Source organism: Spirosoma liriopis, from assembly GCF_023196085.1.
GTDB lineage: Bacteria > Bacteroidota > Bacteroidia > Cytophagales > Spirosomataceae > Spirosoma > Spirosoma oryzicola.
In genome coordinates this window covers 1,283,036-1,305,957 of the sequence record NZ_JALPRF010000003.1, presented here as the reverse complement: position 1 = coordinate 1,305,957, position 22,922 = coordinate 1,283,036, and the positions used below count along the sequence as shown (strand labels likewise).

The window sequence follows — 22,922 nt, the reverse complement described above, 5'->3', positions numbered from 1 at the left end:
GACTACCGACGATATGCTTTGAAATACTCGTTATAACGTACTTCGTCGCGCTCTTCCCACTCCTGGCGGGACTGTTCGTATTCGTCGGGGTTTGCTGCCTGCTGATAAGCCTGATAGTTGACACGAGCTGCTGTTTGTAGTGCTCCTACTAGCTCTAAGCTGTAGTCTTCTAGCAATTCTAAATCCCGTAGATCCTCAACTGCCGATGAATGATCGTCAGCGCCGTGATTCTGTAGTAGATTACGCAGGGTGTTTTGTCGGTATTGACTGATCGCTCGGTAGACCAGCATAGCACCCGCTTCCTGGTTGCCGTGACCCACAACCAGGGGAAGCACTAACGAATAACTGATTTTTGGATCGACCCTTGGAAATGCGGGTGTTCCTTCGGCGGAGGTTGTAGTTTCCCCACCGGATGCATAGCTTTGCTCCGTCATCTGATTTAATCGGTTAGATTGACATTGCCCCTTCATCGACTTTCTCAGGGTCTCAGATGTTGGGGCACTTTTATTTATCGCTGAGGTAATAGTTCTGCCGGGCAACCTCCTCGGTACTATATGGCTTCTTTTATTTCCCTTATTGACAATACAAATATAACACAATATGGCATATATACCATATTGAAGGGTAAATTATTTATGGCTCTATATTAATGATGATATTGGCATTCAATGCTGTAGCAATCTTTTGAATCGTCTCGATTGTGAAGTTCTGACGACCTGTTTCATATTTGTTTACTGTCGTCTGGCTAATCTCTAGTTTTTCTGCTAATTCTTGCTGGGTCAATCCAGCTTTCAAGCGAGCTTGCTTAATCTGTTGGCCGACGATCTGCTTAATTTCTGACATGACTACGATTCGAGGGTGTAAATATCCGATTCAAAGCTTTTGAATAATACATAGCGGGTCAAAAAACCCTTAGTCATCGGTCATTATTTCATATTAGCGGTTTACGTGTTAGAAATTATATCAAAGCATGTCCCCAATTCGAAAGAAATAGTCCCCAATTGGAAAGTGAAGCTTAGTACGATTGGTTAGGTTTGTACCTTGTGAAAGGTCACAGTACGGAACAGCCAATCAGATGACTACTCAATCAACTAGAATCATCCCACCCGTTTTGATGCAGGAGCCTAATGAATCTATTCCTGTGTACAAAGGCGTATTTACTTTGTCAACCAAAAACAAACATGTTGATGTTGAAGGAGAGCTAAGCTTCGAATGGTTTCCAAGAATGGGGGTACAATTTCGAGGAGATATAAAGACCGAACTCCGAAATGCATTTGGAATAGCCTTTCATGATTCTAATTTTGACCTGAGTATTAATGGTCTATCAATGGGGGAGTGCTTTCTAACTTCATCAACTATACCCACAGATGGAGATATTTATATAGAAGGTATAATGTCGAATCATACTGTTATGGGCGACAAATCTGTAGAAGTTGAAAAGGTCCAGTTTGCCATACCCAATCTAAGAGATTTCTTAGGAACGGCTACAGGAATCAATAATGGCTTCACTCATGGACGTTTGACGTTTGATAATCACGAATATTTAATCGTTTTAGATAAGGTCCCTGAATTTTCGGCAAAGCATGGACTACTAGACAAAAGAGGAGGCTTTCTAAATCTGTATGCTGGAGAGGTTACACATATCAAGAAGCCTGTATCCTTGGAATCTTTAAAAAGCCCTCTTCACTGTTTTTCAACTTTTTTGACATTTTTAAACGGAACAAGATGTGCCCCTCTATTCAGTACGGGTATGTTTGAAAATGAAAGCGTATGGACTGATTATAGCGCCTATTTAGTAGATCAATATAAAGTTGTAAGATCATGGGCGCCATCATCCATAATCAGCGTAAGCGAGATCTGGAAAGAATTTAGCGTACTTTGGAAAGATGATGGTCATAAAGATTTTTTAACAAGCGCAATACACTGGTATGTAGAGGCTAACATGCAGTCTGGACTTACGGATGGAGCTATAATAATGGCGCAAACAGCTTTAGAACTAATCTACAACTGGCTACTTGTTGAACAATTAAAGTTTATAGCTGGTAAGGACGCCGAAAATATTTCAGCGTCCAATAAAATTAGACTATTACTATCTGTACTGAAGGTAAGTAATGAAATCCCGAATTCCCTATTCCGGTTGAAAGAGTTAGCAGATAGTAGCAACGATGAAATAGTCGACGCTCCGGAGACCTTTGTGCAAATCAGAAACGCAATTGTTCATTCACAAGCGTCTAAACGTAGAAAAGTGGCAGCTATTAGCAACATGACCAAGTTTGAAGCATTGCAGTTAAGTTTATGGTATATCGAACTTTCGTTGTTATATATCCTAAAATATCAGGGAGAATATAGCAACAGATGCTCTTATGATAGTAGTGCATTTGAAGAAGACAAGGTAGTTCCTTGGGCTTATAAGAGCTAGTCAAGGAATATCTCATCAATTTATAAGCTAAATGGACTGAGGAAGTAACTTCGATTTATACACCCTTCTTAAACATTGAGTGTCCACGAATGTATTGCTAGCATAATAAAAGGGGCTATCTCTACAGGATAGTCTGTTATTAATAAAGCATTAGACCTTACATCGCCAGTTCCTTTTATTAAACCAATTGTTAGATAGAACTCTGGCCATTTATTAAGCTACTGTATTCAGTTCGTACAAACTACCACTATAGGATGCCGCAACCCATTTCAAAAAAACATCATTATTTGCCAGAACTTTATCTCAATGGCTTTACCGGATCTGATGGAAAGTTTGCCGTATTTGACTTAAAGGAAAAAAGGCTCTTAAAAAGACGTCTTTCGCCGAGTCAGATATTTTATGAATTGCATAGGAATACATTTGAAGTTAATGGAGTAAAAGATGATTTTGTAGAAAAAATGTACCAAAGGTTAGAAACTCAGTTTGGTCATGTATTCAAAAAAATAAGAGAACAAGAAAGCCACTCAATACTTGATGTTCCTGATATGTTCAATATTGTGCTTTTTATTGGGTCTCTTTATTGGCGAATTCCTACGACAGATACTTTGTTTAAAGAGGTATTAATGAGATCGACTCCAGATGAATTGAACTTTAAAATAGTAAATACTAAAACGGGCGAAGAGGTTGATAGGATTTTCTACGATATACTTAAAGGAAGAGATGGATTTGCAGGGGCTTATAAGATGATCAAACCAATAATTGATTATATTAAAAATTTTGATCCCAAAAGGTTAAACGATTGGAAGGTGTATTTTGCTACTTTAAATAATAATGGTGAAAGAAAGGAATTACATCTTGTTGGTGACAATCCTGTAATCTTCAGACAACCAGGTAATGACAATATTTTTGACCAAGAACTAATAGTGCCTTTATCAAGCGCAAAAACACTTTATCATACGCGAGGAAAGGATATTAGTATTATTGACCCATCTTCTAGAATAAATGTGGACCGCTTAATATTCTTGCAGTCAGAGAGATATGTCTGCGGTCCTGATTCATATTATTTGGAAAGCATAGCGGATCAAGCCTATAAGTTTATAGAAACTTCTCCAGATATGGCCGTGGATTTTTTGCGGCACCAAGTATTTAACATTTTTCATTAAAATCATTTTGATACATATGCAAGCACACGTAGAATTTTTCGAATCAAAAGAAGCTGCTGAAAATGGTAATGATGTTGGCGGTCTGGGCTGGACAACGATGCCCTTCTCTCAACAACCAAAAGTTGGAGATGAAATTACTTTAGATTTCTCAGCATATTCAAGACAAAATAAGTGGTTTAATAAACTTCCAACACATCCTTACACTGTTACAGATGTTTTTCAAATAAATCATGAAATTCCAACGAAAATTTTTGTGTACTATTCAGGAAATGATGGTGTTGATTTAAAGAAAATAAAGGATAATAATTAAGAAGTTTAAGTAATCTCGTTATTCTGTTACTACTTCAATTATATGCGAGATGGTTCGCTTCCTAACATCAACGAAGAGCTTAACTGTGGTAAAGAGTTTTCGCTTGAACTTAATTAGTACCTATTTCCGGTAATACTTGTGCTTAGCCGTAACTACTATTGTATTCCCAAAATCAGCACCACTAATTAAAAAACAAATTCAGGGAAAATAGACAAGCAGGCAAGTGATACTTAGTAATGCCGCTGGAAAGTAGCTTAGTGTTATTGACTATATAAATAGGAGCGTCCAGGGCTTATTGAGACTAGGCGTTCCTATTTATATAGTTCTGATAACTCATAGCTACTACTCTAAAGCTTTCGAATAATAGTATGATGTTTGAAATTTCCAGAGTGATCGATAGCTACCTCATATTACCGAATAGAAATTATTGATCAATATTTGCGATTTATCCTTTTCTTAGCTTACACCTATTGGTGCAATCATAAGTTACTCAGGCATATCAAAAGTCAGTAATCTATCCAAAATTGGCTTAGTGTAGTTGACGTGGAAGGATTTAACCCACCATACAACATCACCGAATTGATTATGATTGCGCTTCGTCATCAGCCCAATGGTCAATTCAACCAGTCGGAACGTTATATTAGTTACCTCATGCGCAATAACTGGTTGCCTTAACGCCATCATTGACAGTAGTTGTTGTTCTTTATTCATGAAAAAGGTTCCCGTAATAGTATCTGAGCCATGCACTGAGTTTGACCAATCTTTGTATAAGATCTCGTATAAATCAAACTTATTAAGGTATTCTGCCAGATCCTGGATCTTTTTTAGCAGGGTTGGTTTCCCTTTCGAATTCCTATTTGTCAGATCACTGAATGGGGTAAACCATGAACCATTTCCAACTCTTACAAACTCGGCCTTAATTTCTGCATAATCTGGACGATCAATTAATTTTTGTAGTTCTTCTATTCGTCCTTCTAAATCTGGCACTGTAGGCACATTTTTAAAGACTTGACCTCGGCTGTAGCTCTGCTGATAGTCCTTGTAACTAGGATGTTTAGGGCTATGACGCTTGTTAAATATAAGTTGCTTGTTGTATGTTGAATACCTGTAACACTGAGCTCTTCTCTTTGTATCCTCTTTTAATAAATATTCAAAACTCAGCACGATTTCAAACAGGCTTCGAAGTAAAACTTTGCAAGGATCAGCGGCTCCTTCTTTCAGAAGAATAGAAATCGAATCTACTATCTCGAGGATACGTCGAAACATGGACGTTACTACAACATCGGTGATTTCAATCTCATTTCGCTTTAATTCCCAATCAAGAAAGTGTGTGCCGAAGTTTACAAACTCATCAAGCCCCTCGGTATATAGGCTAATAGCTTGTATTACATCATCACCCTCTAATTGACGAGACAGTATAGAGGGCACAGGTTCGGTTTTTTTGTGTGGCATAGTTTATTTAATCTACAAATCAATACGGTACAATACTACCCAACTCACTATAATAGTTTACATAAGAACGTCCTTTCTAATTGCGTTTACTCTAACACAATGGTAGTTTATTTTGATCTCAATTCACTATTGGAGGGTAGTAGGTTAGTTGTCCAGAATGGGATAACTGGTAGCTATCTGAATTCGGACAACACATATAGAGGCACAGAATCCTAATAGATACTTTGGCTTGTAAAAGCCTTGTGCAACAATCGCTCAAATTTGAGTCCCGTCAATTCTGCCCTCAATAACCCTCTGCACACCTTCCGGCACGTTCGACAGTAAATCATAGCCCGTCTGCCGTTCTACTTCATCGACGCTCACCCGGTAGTTACCCCAAGGCTGTTCACCAACAGCGTTTGTGTTAGGCATCCATACGGCAATAACTCGCGTCTGAGCGCTTATCCGGTTCACATCGTCCGAACCTACCGGCAAGACGACAATCAACTTCCAGAGTGCAGCTGGTACACTTAGTTTACCTTCGGCGATACTGCTTGCTTTCCCGTTATCACCTTCACCGCCTTTACCCGCAGTTCCAGCGATAATGTACAGTTCATTCCCCTGAGCAACTAATGTACGGGCGTACTCTTCCAGCAGTCGCCAGGCCTGCCGGTTGTGAGTTGGTGCCTGGGGTACGATATTGGTAAGAATGAAGGTAGTCCGGTTTTCATCGGCGGTACTATCCCGATCATCCGAGGGGCAGAGGTGGCCACGATCAAACCCAGTGTTTGTATAATCAGCGTGCCGTGCCTGGTACCAGCCAGCGGGCAAGGATTGATCGGGAATGAAGTTTCCGTTGTAGCGGGTAGCCGATCCTTTCCAGGCAGCGCTTAAGTGCCAGCTACACCAGTTAGCTATTCCTGTCGACTGATTATAGGACAAGCTGTACATTGGCCGAGTAATCAGGTATGCGTTTGGACTAGATTCTAATGTCTTGGCGTTGTCTGGATTACCGAGCGCCATATTATCGTCACGGGTGGGGGAGGTGTTCTGCGGAGCTGGAGCCGACGAATGCTTACACTCGTAGAACCAAAAGGTCAGCAGCAGTAAACACAGTAGTTGTTTTACGTAGGTCATTGGTCAGGTGAGGAAGTTTAGCTCAGATTGAGCCTATGATTGATGGGTTTGCGGACTCAACACAAAATTAATTCAACCTCTAAATAAATTTATAAGTGGCTTTGCGCCATTTGGTTCTTATTTGTTACTCATGGTTGTGTAATCTGTTGATACACAGTTTAATAGGCCTTGTATTTTGTACCGGCTCCCGGTACCAACTTAGCGTCTAATTGCCTGAATCATAGGTAGTTAGACGCTTTTATTTGTGAGTAGTGTACGGGTTGGTGTACGGAATTGCTCATTTCTCAATTAAATCTGATTGATCTATTTCCTTTGATGCGATTGTTGGTATCTTAATTGACCTTTCAACTTCTTCGACATTGTATCAATTCTCGTATTCTTTGATTTTGAAGGATAGTCAGTGCTCTTGCTCTGAGTTTTCTGCTCATTGCTAAAAAGCGTTGGATAGAGCAAGGCAATAATTGCAGCAGCAGCAGAGACATAAGCCGCATATTTTGATAGTTTAGCGGACTTAGCAGCGTCAACAGTTGCTTTTGCTGTCACAATGGTCGCTTGGTGCAATTCATCTGCCTTTCTTTGATTATAATTTTGCCATTTCTCAAACCCTCCTGCCTGATAAGCCTGTTTCCTTTAAGAAGTAAAAATCTTGATTTGGAATGGTTGATCTTTTCTCAATCAATCGATACGCAATCATCTTATTACGTGCATTCATATGTGGTACACGCATCTCGCCAGTAGTGTCAACGGGGTACCCGCCTTCTCGTAAAGCATAAAAAACCAATAACTTATCGATAATTTCAGACTCAGACATTGTCAAATAATTGCCAGTGTTCTTGATCTGGCTTTTAGATATTCTTTCCTTCTAAAAATAGAATTTTTATTTCTTCTATACGAGTAAAAGCCTGTTGCAACTAATATTAACTCAATAGCAAATCTTACACGGCACATACCCCATACCGCGCGCTTCACTTACGCTTACCCGACTCACGCCTGACCGGCATCGATTGAGGCCATGACATTTAAAGCTGTGATAGGCATAAGCGCTTCGGCTGCCACAAATTAACACAGTAGCAACAGCTGGCCGTTTGTCGGTATGTTTATGATGTCCAGTTCGAGCACTAGGAGATTGTCTTAAGGAGACTGTTAGTAGCAACAGCAGTGGGACATTAAGCAGCAATTTGTAAGTGTATCTAGAAGCCATACCTATCCTAGCACTTGACGCTTCTGCTGCTCATATTCATCCTGGGTCAGCATTCCCTTTTCTCGCAAAGCGGCTAACCTCTCCAACTGCTCTGCTGGCGATAAGCCATGTGTATGCATAGCCCCTTGCATAAACTGCAATGCCCCTTGATTATATTTGAGGTTGAACCAAGTAGAGCGGCCTAGCATCACCACGGCGCAAGCCCTACGATTCGATATCTGATAATCCGTCATCAGGCTCTGGGCCAGCCCCCGGCGTTGAGCTGGCCCGCTCGGGCGGCCCCGTTAAAGCTTTTTTTGATGACATCCTGAAGCATCTGTTTATCTAAACTTAAATCGGCCACTAACTGCTTTAGCTGCTGGTTCTCTTCCGCTCCGGCGGCCCGGTTCCAACTGGCGGAGCCGTCGAAGCTCGGGTACGCCTAAACCACCATATTTCTTACGCTCCGGCGTCCCGGTTCCAATTGTAGAAGCGGGGCGGCCCGTGCCGTGGCTTCACTGATGCCCATCTTACGGCAAACCTCGGCTACAACGGTCCCTGTGTCGGCCTGGCGGAGCGCGAAGACGATCTGCGCTTCGGTGAATTTTGTCTTCTTCATAAGCGATTATTTGGTTATTAAAGTACCGAAAAATCGCGCCTGAACTCTCTATTTTAGGCTGGTCCAGTTTACTGGTAGGAGGTCACATATTTGCCAAACCTTTTAGGATAGATAAGCTACTATTTATAGACGAATAGGAAAAGGCAAAAACCTTTCTTATAGTGGAACCCTACGCCCCACATCAAGTCCTATTGGTTGATGTTGGGCGTGTCGAGGTACTATAATATCTACGTCTTGTCTAAAGACGGCCTATAAGAACTTCTGTATCTATAATACGACCTAAAAGAGCGGTGTAACGCTTATGGTCACTGTTCCGTTTGAAGCCATATCAGATTTGCTAATAGTTGCCTCAAGGCCCAATGTACCTGAACCCCTAAGGTATCGAAGTTTTATATAGCGTTCCGAGTTAACGTTATATATAGCTGCGTTGCCTATTAAGTTAGGCCCATCAGTACCAGCCATAGGATAAGTACTGCTGATTGGCACTATAAATGACTGAACTACTCTTTATAGTCCCGAATTATCGTAGACTACTTTAAATAGGTATATTGTACCATCAGCAAGGCTCCCTGGCTCAATAACTTTGTAGTATGAAGTAGTATTCCAACTTGCCGTTGAGATTGATTGAGTGAGATTTGAATTGGGTACTAACTTTCCTGACGAAGCTGGTATGAAATCGGTCGATGCTTTGGTTGCCGCACTGCCTAATTCTAGGTTTGCTCGCGCTACAGTGGGATTGGTTAGGTCAGCTAAATTGTTGGAGCCACCGCCACCGATTCCCTTAGTACCTGATACCATAAAAAGTTGCCCACCTGAGTAAGTCCACGAAGCACGACCATTTACCCCAATCCCTAACTGATAAGTCTTACGCCGAACGCCGTCTTCACCTTGAATATTATTATAGTCGTTATCCAACGCATTAGAATGTTGAATGACAACGGGGCCTGAAGACTCATCGAAACGAGAAAAGTTTAACACCGCCCCTTCGATGGCTTTGGCTTCATCAATCTCAATAGTAATCGTATTGCTGGTAGGATTATAAACGAGTATATTATCAGTTGAACTGGGATCAATTGTTGTGGAGGCATCTACAAATGAAGTTTTCTTGGCCGTTGCAGCGATGCTGCTAACTGGTTTCCAGGCTCCGATATTGGCTTGATACTGCACCAGGGATTTGTCGGCAATGTTACCTACGTTTAGAAAGGAAGGTTTTTCCTGACATGTAGACGCGCCTGGTCCGACAAAGTTAGTTCCAGTCCGTGACCCTGGTCCGTTATATAAGCCATTTAGACCGAACTTTGTGCCGCTATAACCGGCTGGCATATAAATGATATTTGTGTTGCTATTATTTATATTAAAACTCAGGTCTAAATCAACTAGTCCACCTACGTTTCCTTTAGTACCAAATTCGATCAAGTTTGATATATTGTTTTTTCCAAAAAGGAACAGATTGCCGGTCAGAGTAACTACGTCTTTGAAATAAAGGGCACGTGACAAAGGTGTTGGCTCTGTTCCTCCTTCGACATAAAAAAAGCATCCGCTAAAGTTGAGCTGATGAAAACCCTCTAAGTGGATAGCTTCACCAAATTTTAACGTTACATCACCTTGTTTAACGCCTGGTATATTTATGTGGACGTTTTTAAAGCCCAGGCCAGGGCTGGCGAGAGGAGTTGTTCCCACTATGCCCTGAAAAGCAATAATGGTTCCGTCGGTAAATTGTATACCCTCAATGCCAGCATTTTCAATATTTGGATTTGTTGTTGTTGGGGCTACAGTAATATCCACGCCCTTGTTAACAGACTGGAAGTTAAACTGAAGTACATTGTGTTCAACTGATGGTCTGCCAGTATCATTTGTAAAGCTCAGGGCTGTGGTTACTTGATAGTCAAGACCATAAACATTAATATTCGTTGTATTCGTGCTACTACAGTTATGATATCGCAATCCTTTTGACCATTGGAAGTTAGAATTGATTGTTGATCGTATCATTACGTCAGAGACAGTGGGGCCTGGCCTTTGTTCCGTTTCAGAATTTATATACAAGGCCTCTTTGCCTGTTTTTTGGTTCGTAGAGGTGATTTCAAAACCACTTAAGGTTATCTGCCCATACGCCTTATTAGCAGCATTGTTAGTAATCTGTCCATTGCTATCTTGGTTGAGAATATTCTCCACCCGAATACCATCTGTATCTTCTGTAAATTGAATGAATGATTTACCCATACCCGCCCCGGTTAGAGTAAATCCTCTTTTGTTTCTTCTGATAAGGGCAACCCTTGATCGATAGGTACCAGCCGGTAAATAATGTTCATAAGGGCCACTTACATCAATCCACTTTTGTAAAGCCGTCCCATCGTCGTTTGCATCATCTGCGATAGCACCAAACATTTGTGGCGTGATCCGATTGTCTGGCAGTATGCGCAGATATTTACCATTCGAGGCATTCAACACTAGTGCCTCATCAGCTGTGGCGGTTGAACCACTAGCGTATCGAAACATACCCTCTTTGTCTGGATCAGCAATATAAATGATGTCAGTGTTTAGACTGGACACCTGAGAAATTGAATAAGCGGGAATACTTTGTCCATTAACTGCCTGCACTCGAGCACGGCCCAGCTTCGTTGTTGTGTTAAAACGGGCCCATTGACTATCATCCCAGTAGTAGTAGCCTGGCGTCACATCCCCACTCGTCGCGGTATTATAGACTAAAAGACCCGTCACTGGCTTGGTGACAGGAGCAGCTGAGGACGATTGGATTAAGGCCACTTTGGGCGGAGCGATACCCCGGTACTGGCTACCGCCCGAATAAGGCCCACCGCTTACATCTAGAGCCGCTGATGGATCAGGCGATCCCGAAGGCTGACCAACACGCATCTGAGCCTGTGCAATAGTTACGCTCAGACAGAGCAATACTATACTTCCGGCTTGTTGCAGCCGGGAGAAATAAGATTTCGTAAGACAAAGGGATTGATGAGGGATGAATTTTGAAACACTTAAGGTTGTTTGATAAAATGAGACGTAGCGTTTGCCCTTGAGTCGTTAAGACTTCCAACAGGTAAGTGCCGGCGGGCAACGTTGACGCATCAAGGCTGGTAATTTCTTTGGTTGACCTAATTAGAGAGCGACTTGCAAATCAAGCACCTGAATTTTGCTGATGGTTTGCCCCGTCGGAACTGCTACATTCAACCGGTCTTGGGTAGGGTTCGGCCACACAGTTAGACTAAGGAAACCCTCCTCACTATTTGCAAACACCGAGCGGCTGGTTGAACCAATAGCCAGCTCAGTGATAGAGGAAATGATTGTCCCGATTAGCGAACAAGTTGAGGTGGCGCCACCGCTTATGCTAGGTTTGCCGCTTAAATCAATCCACCGGCTACCGTCCCAGCCTACCAGCCGAAGCGTTAACGCTTCGGCTGGTAGGCTGGGACGGTAGCGTAACCGAAACCGAAATTCCTGCTGGCGCTGCAATCAGCCAATTATCCGTAAAGGTCCTTAATAGTTCTGTAAGTAACGAATATATGTATTTTATTGCTTAGTGTTACCTACTAAGGTGTTTGTATTGTTCTGATTATAAACGTCCGAGCCAGCTGATAAGCCTATAACGGTATTGTATAAGGCATGACTATACGATGTACCTGTGCCGAACCAAACACCTTGCTCATTCCCATCGGGCCTTAATCGGAAATGATTAAAGGCAACTTTCAAATTGGAGTTTAATCCATTATTTGCCAATACCCCGTATACATTCCCACTGCCGATGCGGAATACTTTTGAAAAAGAAATACTGGATTCAGAAACGCCCTCTAAATTCATTCCATAATTATAAGAACCCCCTCCATTACAGTAGATAATTGCATTTGTAATGTCAACTTGGACATAATTGGCTATATTAATACCGCCTATTGATGCATTGACGTGGCAGTTATTTAGCTGCAGACCAGGTGGTAAATATAAGTTGGGATCAAAGGTACTTTTCGCGTCGAAACCGACTTCGACTCCGACGAAATCACAGCCATAGAGCTTGACGCCTTCAATAGCAGGTCTTGTTGTCGAGCTAATTGATACACCAGTCTTTGCATCATACACTTTGACATTAGTTAGCGTAGGGCTAACTGCGGCCTGAGTTGCGGTTAACGATACTCCAATTAGCTTGCTCGTATTGTTGCCAGCAACGATAATATCCTTTAAAATGGCTTCGTTCGGATTTTCTATTCGAATTCCATACTTAAACTCTTTGTTTGTATCAGGTCTTGAAATACGAATATTTGATAAGTAAGCTACTTTCTGGTATAAACCAGCTTTTATGTTTATAGCCGCAGCGGAATTGAAGTTGCCCCCCGCAAATAGACTTAGATTCGAAATCTGAATGAAGCCGCCACCGGCTCCATTGGATGTAAAGCTAATAAGGTCTTGGTCTGTCATCATCTGCAAAGTGACATCAACTGTCTCCCCTTCTAGGATGAGCGAACCACTGTTATTTTTCACCAAAGGACTATAAATTAGATATGAATTAGTACTTCTAGGAACATAAACCTTTCGATTTGAATTTATCGCCTTCTGAAATGCTTGAGTGTCGTCAGTCGTTCCATCTCCTTTTGCTCCAAACCATTTTACATTAACTAAGCCGTCAAAGGTTCGCTTGTAACGTCTAACGCCTGTTACCAAAGTCAATCCATCATCATTGGGAGTACTTGTATCAGTAGGATCATAGACGAACAGCCCTTCTCGTCCTGGTTCCACTAGAATGAAGCTGTCTGGATATGGAGTAGTAAAAGCAGATGTTGATAGGTCAGCAAGCACGAAAGTTTTAACATACTGCCCCCCTCCAGCAGCCGCTACTCGGGCAGCGGCTTTAGTAGCCGTTTCGAAGCGCAGCCAGCGCGTGCCCTCCCAGTAGTAGTAACCCGGCGTTACGTCATTTACCGTTGCCGTATTGTAAATCAGCAAACCCGTGGCTGGCTTGGTAACCGGCGTTGATGCCGATGTCTTGCTTAAGGCTACTTTGGGGGGAGCAATGCCCCGGTACTCGCTACCACTCGGGTAGGGGCCCCCGCTGACATCCAAAGCCGCTGAGCCATCGGGGGGAGCCGTAGGTAGACCCGCTCGGATCTGGGCCTTGAGAATTGCTACTGGACTCGTCAACAAAAACAGGACAACGACAAGACGCTGCCAAACTAAACCACTGGTTTGCATAAGAGAGTGAAGAAAAGTTGAAAAAGGAATGGCCGTGAAAAGACTGATCGGCAGCTTATACCAACTAGCCCAAAGCTTAGGCTAGCCAAGAGCGGCTAGTCTACCCCACGATGCGGACGAACGATTACATTTATAGGCTTACTGCTTAACAAAACGACGACGTAGGCTGCGGCCCTGGCTGGTCTGCACCTCCAGCACATAGTTGCCCACTGGCAAAGGCGAGGTGTTAACCACGGAACTAGGAACACTGGGCCCAAACAAGCGACGGCCTTTCAAGTCGAGCACCTGAATAGCACTCAGGGGCTCCTGGCTAGTCAGCTCCACATTCAACACTCCTTTTGTGGGGTTGGGCCACAGCCTTAGCTCAGGGGCTTCCACCAACTCGGTTTGCCCAACCAAGCCAACGGCCAAGTCGGTTATACCCTCCACCAAGCTGCCCGTTACTGCCCAGCCGCTCCCCCAAGCACTTGCGGTGGCGGAGGTTTCGCTTAGGTCAATCCATTGACTGCCCGTCCAGCCCAGCAGGTGCAGATTGGCTCCGGCAATAACTGGCTGCTCCAGGGCAGGGGTGTAGACCGTCACACTCGTTGCTGAAGGGGCGCTGATACGCCAGCTGCCAATAGGCGAAATCCAGTCAATACCCTGGACCCGCGCGGCCTGCTGATACGGAGTTTGATGCACATAGCGCGCCGTTATTGCCCCTGCGGGTGCGGAGTTAATGGTTAAGGGATGATACGCGCTTTTGTCGCCCGCAGCATCACCCAGGGGCAACGTGAAGGGGATGGTTACGCCTTCGACGCTGGCATAGCCATCGATGTAGTTAGCCTCGTTGGCTCCGGAGACCGAAGCCGTCGGGGCAAAGATGACAGCGTTAAGGGCTGATTGGGGACTTGAGCAGTTAGGCGTGGTGATGACACTGCTCAGGCCAGGGCCATTGCCATTAAAGGCTAACAAAGTGGCAACGTACATGCCCCCTGCCAAGGGAAAGATACCGGTGCTGTTGAGTTGAATTGCTTCAAAGTTAGGTCGCCCGGCCCCGCTTCCCCCATGGCTTGCTGAAGCGCCTAGGATGCCCCGCCCCTGATAAGCCAAGCCTGAGCCGATGCCAGGGGGCGCATAGCCAAAGTAGTCGGTACTGTTGGTTGCTTTGCCTTCAGCCGCAGGCTGATTCCAGAGTCCGTCTTGGGCTACGTAAAATTGGCCAAGGTGCTCAAACGTACCCCTGGTTTCAAACTGAACCCCTTCACCGGGCGAAGAGTGTAGTACTTCGGTGCCTGTTTGTCGAGTGCTACCGGAGTTGTCGGATGTAGCGGGAAGGAGACTGGCGTTGTTGATGGCGTTCTGAGCCGATACGGAAAAAGCGGTTAGTGCAAGACTGATCAGGCAGGTGGACAGGAAAAGGTTGTTCATAGGTGGTAAAGGGGCGGGGATTAATACATAAGTCTCAAGGAAACTGACACTAGAATAGTTAATATAAATATCTGTTTTACTATTAAGACTTAAATCAAATGTATCTATAAGGCTTTATTAGTTAGCATACCGTCTAGTAAATATATTGTGCCAAATAGTTAACAAAATAACCTTTATTAATACAGTATTAGCTTACGTGCTTTTTGCAGACCGCTCTTCTACTCTACCCTTTGTATTTCTTTCTACCATTGACTGTTTTTCAGTCGCGTTATAGCCAGCGCATATCTAATGGTTAGCCTATCGTTTTCATGATGTTTTGAAAAACTCGTATAGTCTTAATTATCAACTAGTTATTACTTATCAATGTATCTTCTGGTTCAATGGGATAATTGTTGCTTTGAACCTATCAAGGTATATATTTTACGAGCAGACACTACCTGTGTATACAGATATTCCACCTAGGCCAAAGCGTAGACCTTTTAAGTGACAGCGATCACCAGTGAGATCTAGCTCTTAAACAAACGACTGTGCGAGCTTAACTTATTCAGAAATAGTGGTGATAACGTGTTTATGAGTTAAGTCGAATAGCGTGTGATGATTACGATCAGGGACCGCCTTACTTTAAGATGTGGCTAATAGTATCATAGTTCTCTTTGGATTGCTTTGATTGTAATACATCTGGGCAATTTTAAAGTAACCATTCTCCAGTTGCGGTATGTCAGCATTTCAGTAATTAACTCTGGCCTAGCTGGAATGCCGGATTCGGCTGAAACGCCAGTACCGGCTAGAATAACTAATTTGCGAGCGTTACGAGCTTCGTGAATTTTTCAAAAAAAGTTAAGAAGTCTGGTGAAAAGTTTAATTTCATTACGATAATGATAAGTCATCCCTAAGTTAAATAATCATATCTGTGAAATCTTATAATGTACTGATAAGTATTATAGCTTATTAGGATTAATTATAGCGCTATGGATAACCGATTCTTTCGATTACACAAAGTTCTTAGGTATGCTATTGCTGGTGTGTGGCTAATCAACGGACTCGTCTGCAAAATACTTAACCTTGTGCCTAGGCATGAACGAATTGTCGCCCGTATCTTGGGGGAGGACTTTGCTCCTCAACTTACACGGTTAATCGGCTTTTCTGAACTTGTGTTGGCAATTTGGATTGTCAGTTGTAAATACACTCGGCTGTGCGCTTGGACTCAGATAGTACTGGTGGTTCTGATGAATGCTATTGAATGGGTGTTAGCGCCGGATTTGCTACTATTTGGCAAATTTAACGCCGTAAATGCTTTGCTGTTTATTGCAATTGTTTACGGCAACGAATACGCGTCTACTTCTAAACCTCTCCATCCGCTTTAAATATGATTTCTCTCCTTAAAAATCATCCATTCGGGGTTGAAGCCTTTTTCGACTATTCACTTGTACTCACCTATGCATTTCAAAAGAAGGACCTTCAATCATTGATCCCAGAATGTTTGACGCTAGATACCTATCTGGATCGTTGGGCATTTGTAGCTGTTGCCTTGGTACAAACAAAAGCCTTACGACCTAAAGGTTTTCCCGCGTTTTTAGGTAACGATTTTTTTCTGATTGGTTATCGGATCTTTGTTCGTTACATCACGCCAACGGGTAAGCGCTTACGAGGCTTGTATATCTTAAAATCAGAAACAGATAGTAAAAAGATGGCCTTTCTGGGCTCATTATTTACCCGATATCGGTTTATAACTACAGATATTCGCCAAGAATGGACGGGCGCAAGTTTGATCATTCGTTCGCAGAAATCTCAGGTTGACATTGCTATCAACACCCAATTCATAGACAACTCACTACCTCTACAATCCCCTTTTACCTCCTGGAAGGAAGCTCGCAGATATGCGGGGCCCTTGCCATTTACCTTTTCGTATGATCCGTCACGCAGACAAGTTCTGATTATTGAAGGACTCCGTGAGCAGTGGCAACCGACTCCGGTTGAGGTGGAACAGGCACAGATCCCTTTTATCAAGTCCCTTAGCCATCATGACGGCCAGTTGGCAAGTGCTTTTCTAGTCAGTCAGCTTCCCTACTGCTGGAAACCAGGGCAGGTTCAACAATGGAACAGATAAGAAAACCTTTTCAGGGCATAGGAAACATCATTCGCTTTAACTGGCATCTATATGCCTGGGCCATTGGAGCGGTAGGGATGTTATTAGGTATAAGTCAACTATCTTCTGGCCTTTTAAGTCTGCTTCTAACTGGACTAGCGGTAGGTATTGTCCTAAGTACCTTGCTCTCCTGGATCGTCTCCTATTACGTTTATGATCGATCCGACTTATATGCATTTACCTGGTTAACCTCTGTTTCCCGTTGCCTTCCGTCAAGCATCTTGACGTTTCATGCTGGCTTTGATGAGACAAGCGCTTTGATTCAGAAGTATTATCCCATGGCTCATTTACAAGTATTTGATTTCTATGATCCACATTTACACACTGAGATCTCTATTCAACGAGCTCGCAAAGCATATCCAGCATATCCGAATACACAATCTATCCAGACCTCGTCTATTCCATTACCCAATGAAGTGGCCGATTCTATCTTTATAGTGTTGTCAGCTCACGAAATTCGAAATCATGCCGAGCGAACACGCTTTTTTTGCGAACTGAAGCGGGTACTAAAATCGTCAGGGCACATTGTTGTAGTGGAACATTTGCGGAATAGTCTTAATTTCCTGGCGTATAACATTGGCTTTTTTCACTTCTTGCCAGAATCAGCTTGGATGACAACATTTAATCAGGCAGCACTTAGGGTAGGCAACCAGTTTCGAATCACTCACTTCATTACTGTTTATGTCTTAGAAAAAGATGATAGTTCATGTTAAAATAGTCGGTTCCTTATGTATCGCTTTGACTTTGTTGCACATTATTTTTCCCTCCTATTTTAATTGGAAGCAGGGTTTGAAATCAATTAGCCTGTTCAACCGGCAGTTGATGTATGTTTATACCTTCTTTGTTGCCATCGTTGTATTTCTAATCGGTATTTTGTGTGTGACATCATCTGAAGCGTTGCTGGAAACTCAACTGGGCAATCGCTTATCATTAGGGCTATTTATTTTCTGGGGCTTGCGATTACTATTTCAATTCTTTGTATACTCATCAAAATTATGGCATGGTAAACCACTAGAAACAGGAGTGCATATCCCATTTTCATTCTTATGGATTTATTTTAGCGGTGTTTTCTCTATTGTTTTCTGGATTGGACCAGGTATATAGCTCAACCCAGAAGCATTTTCTAAATAGTTCGTTCCTAACCGGTAAGCATAGCAGTTACCTGAAGAACACTCTGAGTAGCTGGTTGCCCAAGGGAGAGGGCTCACATTGTATATTATTGCCAGAACGGCGCTAGAGAGTTAACGAAAAAGTGAGCACACTATAGACTAAGCTTTTCTACTACACTTTGAAAGTTAGTCAGTACAACCTTATGAGAAGGGATCACTACTTTATCGGATTATCGGATGTCTTTTGTTGTTCTATTCGAATTAGCCCGCCTTTTATGTGTTCTGGCCGTAAGTTAGTTAAATCAGAGAATCGTAGTCCAGTGTAACAGCCTACGATGAATAAGTCTCTGACACGTTCGAGCCGCTCATTCTGGTTTAAGTCTAAAGCTACTAGTTGTATTAGCTCGTCTTCGCTTGAGTAGACCGCGTCAGCAACCTCACTGACGACCTTAAATGAGCGGCTACGATAGGCCTGCTTTATCTTTACTCCTTTTTCTGGGGCTTCATTGAGAAAGGACTTTAGCATCTGAATGTATTTACCAACATTGTTCTTTGTGTAGCCCTTGGTAAAGGTTAGCCATGAAGTAAAGGCTTCATAAAAGTCGAGGTCAACTGTATCAAAGTCGGCTTTACATGGTATGTCTTGGCAAAAGCTCGTGGCCTATTTGGTGCTGTTTGGTACCGCTGGATAGTACGATATTCAACAGGTTTGCCTGGATCAGGATCGATACGCTTGGAAGCGCGTTTTATGAAGTCAGCAATAAAGCTAAATAATTCGGGCTCTTCGGGTACATCAATTTCTGCTTTCTCCCGTACTGGCTTTAGGTAGGCATCAACTTGTTGGCGAACCGCTTCTTTGGTTAGTTGCCGTTAGACTTTAAGGTCAGTAATGGTATTATCAACAAATACTTCTAAGGAGTCAAAGCTGTTAAGCTCGTCTTTATTTAAAGCGTCAACTACATTTCTAACGCGTCGCTTTGCAGTATTCCAGGGGGAGGGTAGTACTTTGAATCCTGTTCCAACATTGACACGCTGATTGGCAAAACGGATAACACAATTAACAGGAGTTGGCTTTTTAAACTTTGGGTCGCGAAGTTAATAGGTAACGGAGGAGTCGGGTGAACGAGCCATAGATGGACTTTACTTAGTTCTATGGATCAAATACAAGTCTGTGTACGGAAAGGCTTGACTGATTTTAATTGAGCTTAATTATAATTAACAGTGGTAGAAACGAAAATGGCTTTGTCTTATTAAAATGAGACTTTTTAGGCGGGGTTTAACAAAGTTGTGTCAAAACTATAATTAGGTAGGGGAGAGTCCGGCTCCCGGCCACTGATACATCAGTGGCTTTTCTATTGTCTGACATTTTTTGCCTCCTGTTTCATTGCTTCTATTTCTAGCATATTGTAAAATTTGTGACCGGATGATCTTGACCGATTACTTCATCAGTTATGGTGTGCTATAACTTACTTGGTCAGGTTTCCGTCGTTAGTTTTTATAACGGTCCTAGCGGCTAAAACCGATAGGACTATCAAGTCGTATACCACTAGTTTACGAATTAAATTGTCTTATTAACTAGTTGATTGGTAATAGATTAGATCTAACGCTTTTAAGGCCAATCTATAGGCCTTATTTAGCTACTAAGATCAAGGTAGAGAATAAAGTGCTTTTAAGCTGGCCGTTTTCGATTCTTGCTTGAGTAGACACACCTTTGCAAATAGTCAATTGGCTCCGGTATCATTCTGTTGGGAACATACTGATTTGATTCTTCTCTGAGCAAATTAGTATCGTTGGAGGCTGTCTATAGTACAGCTTATGCTCTGAATTATATAATATCGTTAATCAATCGACCGCAGACCACTTAGCTGCTTGGTCAAGACTGAACGGACTGAGCATAACGGCGGCCTTTGTTCTATACACACCTTTTTATGCTATTTCATACATACTTTAATAAGTTATAAGTTCACAACTTACGGTTTATGGTTGCTGGGCCGAGTTAGGTATATACAAAAGGCATGATTATTGGCATGTTTATCAAACCGGTTTTTTACATTTATGATAGTTGATTACTAATTTGTATGTAACTAGTAATATTCGGAAAATATATAAATATATTAAACGGTGTATATAATAAAGTATACTACTGTTTTGGTTAAGTTACACGTTGGTAGTCAAGAGTTTATACTACATGTGTAAGAGTTATATTCTAAGTATATATACTTAATTTATTTGTAGCATATGCTTTTTAGGTAGATCGTGGCATAAGGCTTGTAAAGTAACATTTTGTTACCTTTGGCACTATTAGAATACCAGGTAAATAACTTTCTGGTTCTATCCACCGTCTTTACTACTTTTTATGAAACAATATTTACTATTAGTTGTTGCTGCATTCGTTTCTCTTTTTTACAATTCTAAAAATTACTTTTCGGATAAAGTTACTCCGCCTGTAACGGTTAAATTACCTATTCGGCCTCCTGTACAACGGCCTAATACTAGGCTACTTTCTCAAAAAGCAAAGATTGCACTAAAGGATACCCTATCCTCATCACAGGGTGGCGATAAGAGGTTCTTAACCGAAGGACCAGGCAGTTTCTCGGTAACAACGCCTTTGTTACCTGTGAAGCCATTGCCATTTAAAAAAGTACTGGTGTCAGACCCTATTCGGTTCGCTATGCAGGCTACTAAGCCCACCGTAGCAATAGGAGAAGATTTTGAGATTGTCATCACTGCTGAGTTGATGCCGATCTCGCCCAGTCAAATGTTTTTCTTCGAGGAACAGCGGTCATTTCGTCTTAAACTGCTGCTGCCAGAGGGTGTTGAACAGACAGGAGGAAATTACTATGACCTTGTAAATGGATCTCTAAGTAATCAATTTAGTAAAGTTACATACACGTGGCGTGGCAGGTTCACCGTAGCTACTACAGATTGCTTCAGGATACTTCGTGGCCAAAGCGGTTCTTTGGATCAAAATCTATATGTCGAGAAGGCAACCTTATGTTTACCTCAATCAAGCACGAGTGCTTTCAACACAGGTACGTTGGCATCTCCTAAAGCCCGCTTGCAGGAAGAAAAAAGCGACACAATAATATATCCTATAGACCGCCCCGAAACTAACGATTCAGGCTGTTATCCACCAGAAATTGGTTGGCAAGGTAATCCCAGTAAAAAAAGCGTTGAAGTATGCGGTGAGAATTATAATAGTAGTAATAACCCTGCCAGAGCAACTATACAAGCTATGTATTGCTCGGGTACAATCAATTGGTACAGAGGAACCAACAATGGTAATCCGACAAAAATCGATAATGCTCATTCTGAATTATATATATCAGAACAGTATTACCAAGGAACCCCGATAACTTACAATTATTACGCAACATGTACCTGTAACAATATAGAAAGTCCATTATCCAACGCATATAGCGTTATACTAAAACAATGTAACTCATCGTGTGACCCCCAATGGGTTGATACAGGTGAATGGCGATGTGCAGGAACTGGCATGGAAATTCTGTTTAGAGATAATGCTCCTTCCTGTTCCCCCACCTCTGGTCAAACACAATGGCGATTATTCAGTGCTAATTGGTGCCCATGTAATCAAACACCCAACTGGCAGAACAAGGAGATCCGTTGTAACGGGGGTAACCGCCAGTGGTGGCAACACGATGACAATGAGTGTTCCAACCAGGGTAACCGCTGGGGTGAGGTGGTCGAGTACAACACCTGCGCCTGCCGGTCAAGCGACCCCAACTGGCAGAACAAGGAGATCCGTTGTAACGGGGGTAACCGCCAGTGGTGGCAACACGATGACAATGAGTGTTCCAACCAGGGCAACCGCTGGGGTGAGGTGGTCGAGTACAACACCTGCGCCTGCCGGTCAAGCGATCCCAACTGGCAAAACAAGGAGATCCGTTGTAACGGGGGTAACCGCCAGTGGTGGCAACACGATGACAATGAGTGTTCCAACCAGGGTAACCGCTGGGGTGAGGTGGTCGAGTACAACACCTGCGCCTGCCGGTCAAGCGACCCCAACTGGCAGAACAAGGAGATCCGTTGTAACGGGGGTAACCGCCAGTGGTGGCAACACGATGACAATGAGTGTTCCAACCAGGGCAACCGCTGGGGTGAGGTGGTCGAGTACAACACCTGCGCCTGCCGGTCAAGCGATCCCAACTGGCAAAACAAGGAGATCCGTTGTAACGGGGGTAACCGCCAGTGGTGGCAACACGATGACAATGAGTGTTCCAACCAGGGTAACCGCTGGGGTGAGGTGGTCGAGTACAACACTTGCAGCTGTGGAGCCAAGCCTAGCCTGGCCACCCTAGTTAAGGTGGGGGCCGCCGATTTCTCGTCGGCTCCTTCCTTCCAACTCTGCGAGGGTAGCAATCTGGTGTTCGGTATGGACCGGGCGGCCAACACGGGCTACAACGTGCAGTGGAGCGGACCTGCCGGGCAGGGGCCTCTCAACGACAACTGGTTCATCAACAATATCACCCAGGGCGGTACCTACACGTACACCGTCACTGACCTGAGCACGGGCTGCGCCAGCTCGGCTTCGGTCACCGTCGCCTTCAAAGCTAAGCCTAGCCTGGCCACCCTAGTTAAGGTGGGGGCCGCCGATTTCTCGTCGGCTCCTTCCTTCCAACTCTGCGAGGGTAGCAATCTGGTGTTCGGTATGGACCGGGCGGCCAACACGGGCTACAACGTGCAGTGGAGCGGACCTGCCGGGCAGGGGCCTCTCAACGACAACTGGTTCATCAACAATATCACCCAGGGCGGTACCTACACGTACACCGTCACTGACCTGAGCA

19 protein-coding genes and 1 pseudogene are annotated in these 22,922 nt (G+C 43.2%); 8 read left to right on the top strand and 12 right to left on the bottom strand.

Features of this window, described 5'->3' with window-relative positions; genetic code table 11:
- Positions 1-2: 2 nt before the first annotated feature.
- Positions 3-434 carry a hypothetical protein gene (locus M0L20_RS22300; RefSeq protein WP_248479121.1) on the bottom strand — a complete coding sequence of 144 codons (432 nt, stop codon included), beginning with the start codon at positions 432-434 and terminating at the stop codon, positions 3-5.
- Between the two features lie 199 nt (positions 435-633).
- A complete protein-coding gene (locus M0L20_RS22295; RefSeq protein WP_248479120.1) occupies positions 634-843 on the bottom strand; it encodes a helix-turn-helix domain-containing protein in 210 nt (69 codons plus the stop codon).
- A 232-nt stretch (positions 844-1,075) separates the two neighbouring features.
- Between M0L20_RS22295 and M0L20_RS22290 the strand changes: the two genes are divergently transcribed.
- The 3 genes from M0L20_RS22290 (at position 1,076) to M0L20_RS22280 (ending at position 3,892) form a co-directional block, all read left to right on the top strand.
- On the top strand, positions 1,076-2,419 hold the full coding sequence (locus tag M0L20_RS22290) for a YopA family protein (protein ID WP_248479119.1): 1,344 nt from the start codon (positions 1,076-1,078) through the stop codon (positions 2,417-2,419).
- 254 nt (positions 2,420-2,673) lie between these two features.
- Entirely contained in the window at positions 2,674-3,582 is a 909-nt protein-coding gene (locus M0L20_RS22285; RefSeq protein ID WP_248479118.1) for a DUF4238 domain-containing protein, read from the top strand.
- A 16-nt stretch (positions 3,583-3,598) separates the two neighbouring features.
- Positions 3,599-3,892 carry a hypothetical protein gene (locus M0L20_RS22280; protein WP_248479117.1) on the top strand — a complete coding sequence of 98 codons (294 nt, stop codon included), beginning with the start codon at positions 3,599-3,601 and terminating at the stop codon, positions 3,890-3,892.
- A 486-nt stretch (positions 3,893-4,378) separates the two neighbouring features.
- On the opposite strand, the gene M0L20_RS22275 is transcribed toward M0L20_RS22280, so the two are convergent.
- The 9 genes and pseudogenes from M0L20_RS22275 to M0L20_RS22240 form a co-directional block, all read right to left on the bottom strand.
- Positions 4,379-5,344: a DUF5677 domain-containing protein gene (locus M0L20_RS22275; protein WP_248479116.1), complete on the bottom strand. Its 966-nt coding sequence runs from the start codon at positions 5,342-5,344 to the stop codon at positions 4,379-4,381.
- A 255-nt stretch (positions 5,345-5,599) separates the two neighbouring features.
- Positions 5,600-6,460, bottom strand: coding sequence for a DNA/RNA non-specific endonuclease (locus M0L20_RS22270; protein ID WP_248479115.1), 861 nt, complete (start codon positions 6,458-6,460; stop codon positions 5,600-5,602).
- 303 nt (positions 6,461-6,763) lie between these two features.
- Entirely contained in the window at positions 6,764-7,003 is a 240-nt protein-coding gene (locus M0L20_RS22265; protein ID WP_248479114.1) for a hypothetical protein, read from the bottom strand.
- Between the two features lie 660 nt (positions 7,004-7,663).
- Positions 7,664-7,780 carry an SHOCT domain-containing protein gene (locus tag M0L20_RS30355; protein ID WP_354004259.1) on the bottom strand — a complete coding sequence of 39 codons (117 nt, stop codon included), beginning with the start codon at positions 7,778-7,780 and terminating at the stop codon, positions 7,664-7,666.
- Positions 7,781-7,828: 48 nt separating this feature from the next.
- Positions 7,829-8,259: pseudogene (locus M0L20_RS22260) on the bottom strand (transposase); the annotation flags it as partial.
- Between the two features lie 507 nt (positions 8,260-8,766).
- On the bottom strand, positions 8,767-11,130 hold the full coding sequence (locus M0L20_RS22255) for a glycoside hydrolase family 55 protein (protein ID WP_248479113.1): 2,364 nt from the start codon (positions 11,128-11,130) through the stop codon (positions 8,767-8,769).
- Between the two features lie 240 nt (positions 11,131-11,370).
- The gene (locus M0L20_RS22250; RefSeq protein WP_248479112.1) at positions 11,371-11,724 is read right to left on the bottom strand and encodes a hypothetical protein; all 354 of its coding nucleotides are present in this window, start codon (positions 11,722-11,724) and stop codon (positions 11,371-11,373) included.
- A 57-nt stretch (positions 11,725-11,781) separates the two neighbouring features.
- Complete coding sequence (locus M0L20_RS22245; RefSeq protein WP_248479111.1) at positions 11,782-13,449, bottom strand: right-handed parallel beta-helix repeat-containing protein; 1,668 nt, start codon at positions 13,447-13,449, stop codon at positions 11,782-11,784.
- A 138-nt stretch (positions 13,450-13,587) separates the two neighbouring features.
- Positions 13,588-14,859, bottom strand: coding sequence for a T9SS type A sorting domain-containing protein (locus tag M0L20_RS22240; RefSeq protein ID WP_248479109.1), 1,272 nt, complete (start codon positions 14,857-14,859; stop codon positions 13,588-13,590).
- A 968-nt stretch (positions 14,860-15,827) separates the two neighbouring features.
- Here M0L20_RS22240 and M0L20_RS22235 point away from each other — a divergent pair.
- The 4 genes from M0L20_RS22235 (at position 15,828) to M0L20_RS22220 (ending at position 18,109) form a co-directional block, all read left to right on the top strand.
- Positions 15,828-16,223 (top strand): DoxX-like family protein, encoded by a 396-nt coding sequence (locus M0L20_RS22235; protein ID WP_248479108.1) that lies wholly within the window; start codon positions 15,828-15,830, stop codon positions 16,221-16,223.
- A 2-nt stretch (positions 16,224-16,225) separates the two neighbouring features.
- A complete protein-coding gene (locus tag M0L20_RS22230; protein ID WP_248479107.1) occupies positions 16,226-16,966 on the top strand; it encodes a DUF2071 domain-containing protein in 741 nt (246 codons plus the stop codon).
- Positions 16,954-17,718 carry a class I SAM-dependent methyltransferase gene (locus M0L20_RS22225; protein ID WP_248479106.1) on the top strand — a complete coding sequence of 255 codons (765 nt, stop codon included), beginning with the start codon at positions 16,954-16,956 and terminating at the stop codon, positions 17,716-17,718. Before M0L20_RS22230 ends, M0L20_RS22225 begins: the two co-directional genes overlap by 13 nt.
- A 76-nt stretch (positions 17,719-17,794) precedes the next feature.
- Positions 17,795-18,109 (top strand): hypothetical protein, encoded by a 315-nt coding sequence (locus M0L20_RS22220; protein ID WP_248479105.1) that lies wholly within the window; start codon positions 17,795-17,797, stop codon positions 18,107-18,109.
- Between the two features lie 222 nt (positions 18,110-18,331).
- Here M0L20_RS22220 and M0L20_RS30350 read toward each other — a convergent pair whose 3' ends face one another.
- A complete protein-coding gene (locus M0L20_RS30350) occupies positions 18,332-18,754 on the bottom strand; it encodes a phage integrase SAM-like domain-containing protein (protein WP_354004258.1) in 423 nt (140 codons plus the stop codon).
- 2,859 nt (positions 18,755-21,613) lie between these two features.
- Here M0L20_RS30350 and M0L20_RS22215 point away from each other — a divergent pair.
- Positions 21,614-22,922: hypothetical protein (locus M0L20_RS22215; protein ID WP_248479104.1), on the top strand; the 1,309-nt coding region annotated here is incomplete at its 3' end.